Source organism: Caballeronia sp. GACF4 (assembly GCF_023631025.1).
Taxonomy (GTDB): Bacteria; Pseudomonadota; Gammaproteobacteria; order Burkholderiales; family Burkholderiaceae; genus Caballeronia.
On the sequence record NZ_JALQDW010000014.1, the window covers coordinates 292,680 to 300,542 of the forward strand.

At 62.0% G+C, this 7,863-nt stretch carries 7 protein-coding genes and 1 pseudogene; 4 read left to right on the top strand and 4 right to left on the bottom strand.

Going from position 1 to position 7,863, the window contains the following annotated elements; all coding sequences use genetic code 11:
- The first annotated feature begins 11 nt into the window (after positions 1-11).
- From gyrB to dbpA, 3 genes are all read left to right on the top strand, one after another.
- On the top strand, positions 12-2,483 hold the full coding sequence (gene gyrB, locus NCR40_RS13920; RefSeq protein ID WP_244826712.1) for a DNA topoisomerase (ATP-hydrolyzing) subunit B: 2,472 nt from the start codon (positions 12-14) through the stop codon (positions 2,481-2,483).
- A gap of 236 nt (positions 2,484-2,719) precedes the next feature.
- Positions 2,720-2,914: a hypothetical protein gene (locus NCR40_RS13925; protein WP_250491633.1), complete on the top strand. Its 195-nt coding sequence runs from the start codon at positions 2,720-2,722 to the stop codon at positions 2,912-2,914.
- A complete protein-coding gene (dbpA, locus tag NCR40_RS13930) occupies positions 2,911-4,299 on the top strand; it encodes an ATP-dependent RNA helicase DbpA (protein WP_250509730.1) in 1,389 nt (462 codons plus the stop codon). Before NCR40_RS13925 ends, dbpA begins: the two co-directional genes overlap by 4 nt.
- Positions 4,300-4,511: 212 nt before the next feature.
- On the opposite strand, the gene NCR40_RS13935 is transcribed toward dbpA, so the two are convergent.
- On the bottom strand, positions 4,512-5,897 hold the full coding sequence (locus NCR40_RS13935) for an MFS transporter (protein ID WP_250462446.1): 1,386 nt from the start codon (positions 5,895-5,897) through the stop codon (positions 4,512-4,514).
- A 218-nt stretch (positions 5,898-6,115) separates the two neighbouring features.
- Here NCR40_RS13935 and NCR40_RS13940 point away from each other — a divergent pair, with 218 nt between their 5' ends.
- Complete coding sequence (locus tag NCR40_RS13940; RefSeq protein WP_250509717.1) at positions 6,116-6,502, top strand: DUF488 domain-containing protein; 387 nt, start codon at positions 6,116-6,118, stop codon at positions 6,500-6,502.
- Positions 6,503-6,537: 35 nt separating this feature from the next.
- Here NCR40_RS13940 and NCR40_RS13945 read toward each other — a convergent pair whose 3' ends face one another.
- The 3 genes and pseudogenes from NCR40_RS13945 to NCR40_RS13955 form a co-directional block, all read right to left on the bottom strand.
- The gene (locus tag NCR40_RS13945) at positions 6,538-7,209 is read right to left on the bottom strand and encodes a DUF799 domain-containing protein (protein ID WP_250509718.1); all 672 of its coding nucleotides are present in this window, start codon (positions 7,207-7,209) and stop codon (positions 6,538-6,540) included.
- Positions 7,210-7,218: 9 nt separating this feature from the next.
- Positions 7,219-7,584: a DUF4810 domain-containing protein gene (locus NCR40_RS13950; RefSeq protein ID WP_244826718.1), complete on the bottom strand. Its 366-nt coding sequence runs from the start codon at positions 7,582-7,584 to the stop codon at positions 7,219-7,221.
- Between the two features lie 25 nt (positions 7,585-7,609).
- Positions 7,610-7,863: pseudogene (locus tag NCR40_RS13955) on the bottom strand (hypothetical protein); the annotation flags it as partial.

Consider the following 7,863-nt stretch of genomic DNA (forward strand, 5'->3'; position numbering starts at 1 on the left):
CGGAAAATTCCATGACTGAAAACACAAATTCGCAACCCGACAACAGCTACGGCGCATCGTCCATTCAGATCCTCGAAGGTCTGGAGGCCGTGCGCAAGCGCCCGGGAATGTATATCGGCGATACGTCGGATGGCACCGGTTTGCATCACCTCGTTTTCGAAGTGCTGGACAACTCCATCGACGAAGCGCTGGCCGGCTATTGCGACGACATCCACGTGACCATTCACGCGGACAACTCCATTTCGGTGACGGACAACGGCCGTGGCGTGCCTACCGGCCTGAAACGCGACGACAAGCACGACCCGAAGCGCAGCGCCGCCGAGATCGTGATGACCGAACTCCACGCAGGCGGCAAGTTCGACCAGAACAGCTACAAGGTGTCGGGTGGCTTGCACGGTGTGGGCGTGTCGTGCGTGAACGCGCTGTCCGAATGGCTGCGCCTCACCGTGCGCCGCGACGGCAAGAAACACTTCATGGAGTTCGCGCGCGGCGTGGTGCAGAACCGCGAGCTTATCGAAGAGAACGGCGTGCAGTATTCGCCCATGCCAGTAGTCGGCGACACCGAAAATCGCGGCACCGAAGTGCACTTTTTGGCGGACGCGACCATCTTCGGCAATGTCGAATTCCATTACGACATTCTCGCCAAGCGCATGCGCGAGCTTTCGTTCCTGAACAACGGTGTGCGCATTCGGCTGACCGACTTGCGCACCGGCAAGGAAGACGACTTCGCTTTTGCGGGCGGCGTGAAGGGCTTTGTCGAATACATCAACAAGCAGAAGCAGGTGCTGCATCCGAACGTGTTCCATGCAACGGGCGAGCGTGAAAACGTCACCGTCGAAGTGGCCATGCAGTGGAACGACAGCTACAACGAAAGCGTGCTCTGCTTCACCAACAACATTCCGCAGCGCGACGGCGGCACTCACCTGACGGGCTTACGCGCCGCGATGACGCGCGTGATGAACAAGTACATCGCCGACCACGACATCGCGAAGAAAGCGAAGGTCGAGACGAGCGGCGACGACATGCGCGAAGGCTTGTCGTGCGTGCTGTCGGTGAAGGTGCCTGAGCCGAAGTTCAGTTCGCAGACGAAGGACAAGCTGGTGTCGTCGGAAGTGCGCGCGCCGGTCGAGGAAATCGTCGCGAAGGCGCTGGAAGATTATCTGCAAGAGACGCCGATCGACGCGAAGATCATCACGGGCAAGATCGTCGATGCCGCGCGTGCGCGCGATGCCGCTCGCAAGGCGCGCGAGATGACGCGGCGAAAGGGCGTGCTCGACGGCGTCGGCTTGCCGGGCAAGCTCGCGGATTGCCAGGAGAAGGACCCGGCGAAGTCGGAAATTTATATCGTCGAGGGAGATTCGGCGGGCGGCTCGGCCAAGCAAGGGCGCGACCGGAAGTTCCAGGCAATCCTGCCGTTGCGCGGCAAGGTGCTGAACGTTGAGAAGGCGCGTTTCGACAAGCTGATTTCATCCGAGCAGATCGTGACGCTCGTGACGGCGCTGGGTTGCGGCATCGGCAAGGATGATTACAACCTGGACAAGCTGCGCTATCACCGCATCATCATCATGACCGACGCGGACGTGGACGGCGCCCACATCCGCACGCTTCTGCTGACGTTCTTCTATCGGCAGATGCCGGAGATCGTGGAGCGCGGGTACATCTATATCGCGCAGCCGCCGCTTTACAAGATCAAGGCGGGTAAGGACGAGCGGTATATGAAGGACGCGCACGAGCTCAACCAGCATATGCTGAAGCTCGCGCTGCAGGGTTCTGAACTGGTGCCGAGCGAAGGCGCGGACCCGATTTCGGGCGATGCCTTGGGCGAACTCGCGCGTGCGTATTTGCTGGCCCAGGCGGTGATCGATCGCATCAGCCGTATTTACGATGCCGCCTCGCTCGAAGCGGTGATGGATGGCACGGTCATCGATTTGTCGACGCAGGAAGCGGCGGAGGCATCGGCGAAGGCGCTCGAAACGAAGTTGCGTTCGGACCCGTTGAAGCCGGAAGTGACGGTCGAGGCGGCATACGATCAGGTTCGCGAGCTGCGTTCGTTGCATATCAAGCGGCGTCACCATGGCAACGTGAAGGTTTCGGTGTTCGATGAAGATCTTCAATTGACCGCCGACTACAAGCAACTCGTTTCCACTGCCGATACCTTCAAGGGCTTGATTGGCCAAGGCGCGTTGATCAAGCGCGGCGAGCGCTCGATGGCCGTGCTGGACTTCAAGAGCGCGATGAAGTGGCTGATCGCGGATGCGGAACGCAACGTCAGCAAGCAGCGTTACAAGGGCTTGGGCGAGATGAATCCCGGACAGCTTTGGGAAACGACGATGGACCCAGCCGTGCGGCGTTTGCTGCGCGTGCAGATCGAGGACGCGATTGCGGCCGACGGCATTTTCACGACGCTCATGGGCGACGATGTGGAGCCGAGACGCGCGTTTATCGAGAGTAACGCGTTGCGGGCGGGGAATATTGATGTTTGAGGGGTAGGTAGCGCGACGCTATCTCACCGAAACCGTAAGTACCACGCGCGAGGTTTCAACGCGCTGGCACTTACGGTTTTTTTATTGAACGCCAACGCCATACCCCCGCCCAAAACGCACGGACCTGGTTCCGCCGCGCCACCCGCAGACCCGCGTACACTTTCGGTTTGAACCGAAAACCACTTCGCCGCATTCCATCGCGGCTACGTGCATCACGCAACAACGAGAAATCCGACATGTTCACCTGCCGAAACCAGTCCTGCGACGCAACGTGGGACGTCTCAGACGTCGTCATCAAGAATGAAGGTCAGGGACTGCTGTTCCGCTGCCCGATGTGCGGCGCGCGCAATTACGTGACGCGCCACGACGCACCCGATGGCGCCATCACCTACGAGCAGGTCACCGAAACCCCGCCGCGAGGCGCGCAATAACCATGGCGACCGATACCTCATTCAGCAGCCTGCCGCTCAACGAAGCGATGCAGACGAATCTGCAGCAGCTCGGCTACACATCGATGACGCCGATCCAGGCCGCGAGCCTGCCGCTCGCACTCGCCGGTCACGATCTCATCGCGCAGGCAAAAACGGGCAGTGGCAAGACCGCCGCCTTCACGTTGCCACTGCTCGCCAAACTCGATGCGCGTCAGTTCGCCGTGCAAGCGCTCGTACTTTGCCCGACGCGCGAACTCGCCGATCAGGTCACGCAGGAAATCCGCCGCTTGGCTCGCGCAGAAGACAACGTGAAGGTGCTCACGCTATGCGGCGGCACGCCCATGCGTCCGCAGATCGCGAGTCTCGAACACGGCGCGCATATCGTCGTGGGCACGCCGGGACGCATCATGGATCACCTTCAGCGCGAAACGCTTTCGCTGGATGGCGTACGCACGCTCGTGCTCGACGAGGCCGACCGCATGCTCGACATGGGCTTTTTCGACGATATCGCTTCAGTCGCGCGTCTGTGTCCGAAAGACCGTCAGACCTTGCTGTTTTCGGCGACGTATCCGGAGGGCATCGCGAAATTGAGTCAGCAGTTCCTGCGCAATCCGCGCGAGATCAAGCTCACCGAACAGCACAGCAACGCAAAGATCAAACAACGCTTCTATCAGGTTGAGGATCACGAGCGTCTGCATGCAGTGGGTTTGTTGCTGGACCACTATCGTCCCATCAGCACGCTTGCGTTCTGCAACACGAAGCAGCAATGTCGCGACTTGCTCGACGTACTGCGCGCGCAAGGCTTCGAGGCGCTCACGCTGCATGGCGAACTCGAACAGCGCGAACGCGATCAGGTGCTCGTGCAATTCGCCAATCGCAGTTGCTCGGTGCTGGTCGCGACCGATGTCGCCGCGCGCGGGCTGGACATCACGCAACTCGAAGCCGTCATCAATGTCGATGTGACGCCGGACCCTGAGGTACACGTGCATCGCATCGGGCGCACGGGGCGTGCGGGCAAGGAAGGTTGGGCGCTGTCGCTTGCGAGCATGGACGAGATGGGACGCGTCGGCGCGATCGAAGTGGCGCAGCGCAAGGAAGTGGAATGGTATCCGCTAGCGGAGCTGACATCGGCGGAACCTGGGCATCTGAAGCCGCCCATGGCGACGCTCCAAATCCTCGGCGGCCGCAAGGACAAGATCCGTCCCGGCGATGTGCTCGGCGCGCTGACCGGCGAAGCGGGCTTCAAGGGCGAGGAGATCGGCAAGATCAACGTGATGGACATGGTCACGTACGTGGCCGTTCAACGCGGTATCGCCGATGATGCCGAGCGCAAGCTGGCAGCGGGGAAGTTGAAGGGGCGGAAGGTCAAGGTGCGGCGGATGTGAGTCCGGTGAGTCGCCAACGAGCTAGTTAAGGAAATGTAGCGTGAAGGGTTGTCCTCCAAGCGAGCCCGCCCGACGCGCCCCGCAGCGCCGCACCGCGAATTCACGGAAGCGAGCCGCGCGCGCGAAAGCTTTGCAGATTCAGCGTATCCCGGCCTTCACGCGGGTTTCCAAGCAACTGCAAACGTGCGGTGCAACGGCGCCGTGCTCGACTCTCAGATCTTCCTCTGCGGCTCGACTGATATCCCATCCGACGACGTCACCTTCGACGTTCTCGCCGTCACCAGCCGTAATCCGCTCGCCACACTTCCCACGCCCGCGAACGCCGCTCCAAGCGACAACGCGAGCGCCGGACCATGCTTCCCCGCGATGCTGAAGCACAACGCGACGAGCGCCGCGCCGGTGGCCTGTCCGATCAGCCGCGAAGTCGCGATCGTGCCACTTGCGCCACCCGCGCGTTCGCGCGGCGCGCTCGACATGAACGCTTTCAGATTCGGCGACTGAAAGAAGCCGAAGCCCGCGCCACAGATCGCCATGCGGATGCAGATTTCGAGCACATGCGGTTGCGCTGGCAGCATCGCGAGCGACACCATTCCCACACATAGAATCGCGAGCCCGACGCCGCCCAGCAAACCCGGCGCGTGCCGATCCGACAAGCGTCCGGCGATCGGCGCCATCAACGCGACGAGCGCTGACCACGGCGTCATCAGAAAGCCGGTTTCCACCTGACTGCGACCAAGCACGCTTTCGAAGAAAAACGGCAACGACACGAACGCGAGCCCTTGCGCGGCAAACGAGCAGATCGCGGTCATCGTGGAGAGCGCGAACATCGGGCGGCGGAAGAGATCGACGGGTAGCATCGGCGCGGGATGACCGCGCTCGCGTCGCAGAAGCAGAACGCCCGCAATCAACGTGACGCCGAACGACGCGAGCACGGTATGCGCCGGCGCGCGCTGGGCCGCTTCGCCGAGCGCGAAGATGAGCGACGCGAACGTGATCACGTTGAGCAAGGCGGCGACACGGTCGAAGCCGTGTTCGGCGCGCTTGGTCTGCGGCAACGACCGCACCGCGATGGCGAGCGCGAAGACGCCGATCGGCAAGTTCACGGCGAAAAGCCACGGCCACGTGCCGAGCGAGAGCACGATCGATGCGACCGTCGGCCCAACCGCGAACGCGATCCCCACGACGAGCGCGTTGAGTCCCACGCCGCGCCCCAGCCGATGCGGCGGAAAAATCGCGCTGATGAGCGCCGCGTTGACGCTCATGATCGCGCTCGCGCCGAGCCCTTGCAGCAGGCGCGCGGCGACGAGCGTCGGCAGCGACCACGAGAACGCGCAGACCGCGGACGCGACGAGAAACACGACGAGCCCGCCGAGGTACACGCGCCGGTGTCCGAGGATGCCGCCGAGCGCGGCAAGCGGCAGCAGCGTGGCGACCATTGCCAGCTGATACGCGTTGATGATCCAGACCGACGCGGCGGGTGTCGTATGCAGATCGGCCGCGATGGCCGGCAACGCCGTGTTGGCGATGGCGGTATCGAGCGTGGCGAGCGCGACGGACAGCAGGATCGCGAGCATGCCGCGGCGCTCGAGCGAGGACATGGGTGCGTCGGGGTTACGGGGCGCGTTTTGGGGATGTTCTTCGGAGGGCACGTCGGCGGTTCCGGATGTAAGCGGAAGAGGAATAATCCGAAACGATACGGGAACCCGGCGCATTCCGCTCGCCACGGTCGCGGGAGCTTTCAAAGCGTTGTCAGCGTGTATCGCGCGTTGCTTCGGGGCGGTTATCCTTCGCCGGTGACTTTCGAAGGAAAACGATCATGGCGATTCGAATCGTGCGGCTCGGCACGCCGCGCGCGGTGGACGAAGGGCTGCGTATCGGCACGGTTCGGCGTCCGCCGCGCGGCGTGCCGAAAGCCGAGTTCGCGAGCCGCGACTTTTACGATGTGTGGTATCCGAATCTGGCGCCGTCGGCAGAACTTGTCGCCGAAGCGCTCGCGGCCGAAGACGAGAAGCAATGGCGCGCGTTCGTGAGGAAATTCAAGGCGGAGATGGCGGTTTCCGAGGCGAGCCGATCGCTGGACTTGCTTGCGGCGTTATCGCGTTCGACGAATTTGTCGGTCGGATGTTATTGCGAGGACGAGTCGCGGTGCCACCGTTCGGTGCTGCGGGATTTGCTGGCGGAAAGAGGCGCGGTGGTGATTTAGCTCGCCTGGGCTGTGGGGCTCAGGCGAGCATGCGATCAGTCCGTGCCGTATTTAGGCGAGTGCGGTCCGTAGAGTACGGTCGTCTTGCCGCCCGATGCCAGAAGACGTTGGCTCGTGAGGCCTGCCACGTCGAAGGACTTGTCGGTTAAGGTATGCGCGACCTGCGTCACGACACTCTGCGCAATCGCGCTGATGAGCCCGTAACCTACGCCCACGTTCACGCCCACTTCCTTGCCATTCGCGCTCGCGGAGCCTTTCCAGAGTTCGTCGCCTGAACGCAGATCGACGAGCTTCGCGTTTGCGGTGACGACGGTTCTGCTGTCGAAGACCACGAACTTGGTGCCGTAGTTCGTGACTGTCGTGTACAACGCCGCATCCGCACCGAAAATCTCGCGCAGCTTGGCCGGCGCGACATTCTGGATGTCCGTAGGCGTAGTCAGGCCGTTGTGCTTGAACGTCTCGTCCATTTCAGCGACCGGCACGACGTAGTAGCCCGCTTCTGCGAGCGGCATCGTCATTTGGGCGAGCATGCCGTATGTCGCCTTGATATCCGACGTCTCGTTGACCGGCGGCAACACGAGAATCGTGCGCGGCTTGCTGTTGCGAAATGCGGTGTAGTCGGTCTGTTGCGGAGTGGAAGCGCACGCGCTCAACAGGCACAAAACCGACAGCGCCGCGAAGAGTTTATGAGAGAGGAACTTGATCATGGCCGGCGTTTAATGAAGTTTGCTCAACAAAAGGTTCATGTAGGCGGACGACTCGGGGAACGCGTTCTTTTCGGCTTCGAGTTCCTTTCTGGCTTCATCCGAACGGCCGACGCTTGCATACAGTGCGCCGATGTGGGCACGGAAGCCGGGCGGCAGCGCGTTATTCTTCGCAAGGATTTGCTGGCGAGCTTTTTCGAGCGCGTCGATCTGCTCGGGGACGGGTTTGTCGCCCGTGAAGAAGGCATACACCTGCGGTTGATACGCGTCCCACTGGTAAAGCGGCGGCGTGGATTGCGTGGCACAACCGGTCAGCAGCGCGCACGCTGCCGCGACCGGCAAGAGAATGCCGGTCGAGAAAAGTTTCTTGTGATTCATGCTTCTGAGTGTTGATGAGTGATGCTTACTTGGAGGCTCGTAGCGCGCCCGCGTCGACTTGTTCGGACAGGTGGTTCACCGCTTCTTGAATTGCCAGGTCGAGCACCTTGCCGTTGAGCGTGGAGTCATAACTCGCGGTGCCGCCGAAGCCGATGATTTCCCGGTTGGACAGGCTGTACTCGCCGGCGCCCTGGCTGAACCTGTCCGCATTTTTGTGTGCGAGGCGGTTAGCGGAGTCACCCGCGTGCGTTGGTAAAACGCTCTCCAAACAGGATGGCA

Excerpts from the sequence above, each read along its gene's own strand:
- gyrB (WP_244826712.1), top strand. The coding sequence starts at position 12 with ATGACTGAAAACACAAATTCGCAACCCGACAACAGCTACGGCGCATCG.
- NCR40_RS13950 (WP_244826718.1), bottom strand. The coding sequence starts at position 7,584 with ATGAATCACAAGAAACTTTTCTCGACCGGCATTCTCTTGCCGGTCGCG.
- NCR40_RS13940 (WP_250509717.1), top strand. The coding sequence starts at position 6,116 with ATGGCGATTCGAATCGTGCGGCTCGGCACGCCGCGCGCGGTGGACGAA.
- NCR40_RS13925 (WP_250491633.1), top strand. The coding sequence starts at position 2,720 with ATGTTCACCTGCCGAAACCAGTCCTGCGACGCAACGTGGGACGTCTCA.
- NCR40_RS13935 (WP_250462446.1), bottom strand. The coding sequence starts at position 5,897 with ATGTCCTCGCTCGAGCGCCGCGGCATGCTCGCGATCCTGCTGTCCGTC.
- NCR40_RS13945 (WP_250509718.1), bottom strand. The coding sequence starts at position 7,209 with ATGATCAAGTTCCTCTCTCATAAACTCTTCGCGGCGCTGTCGGTTTTG.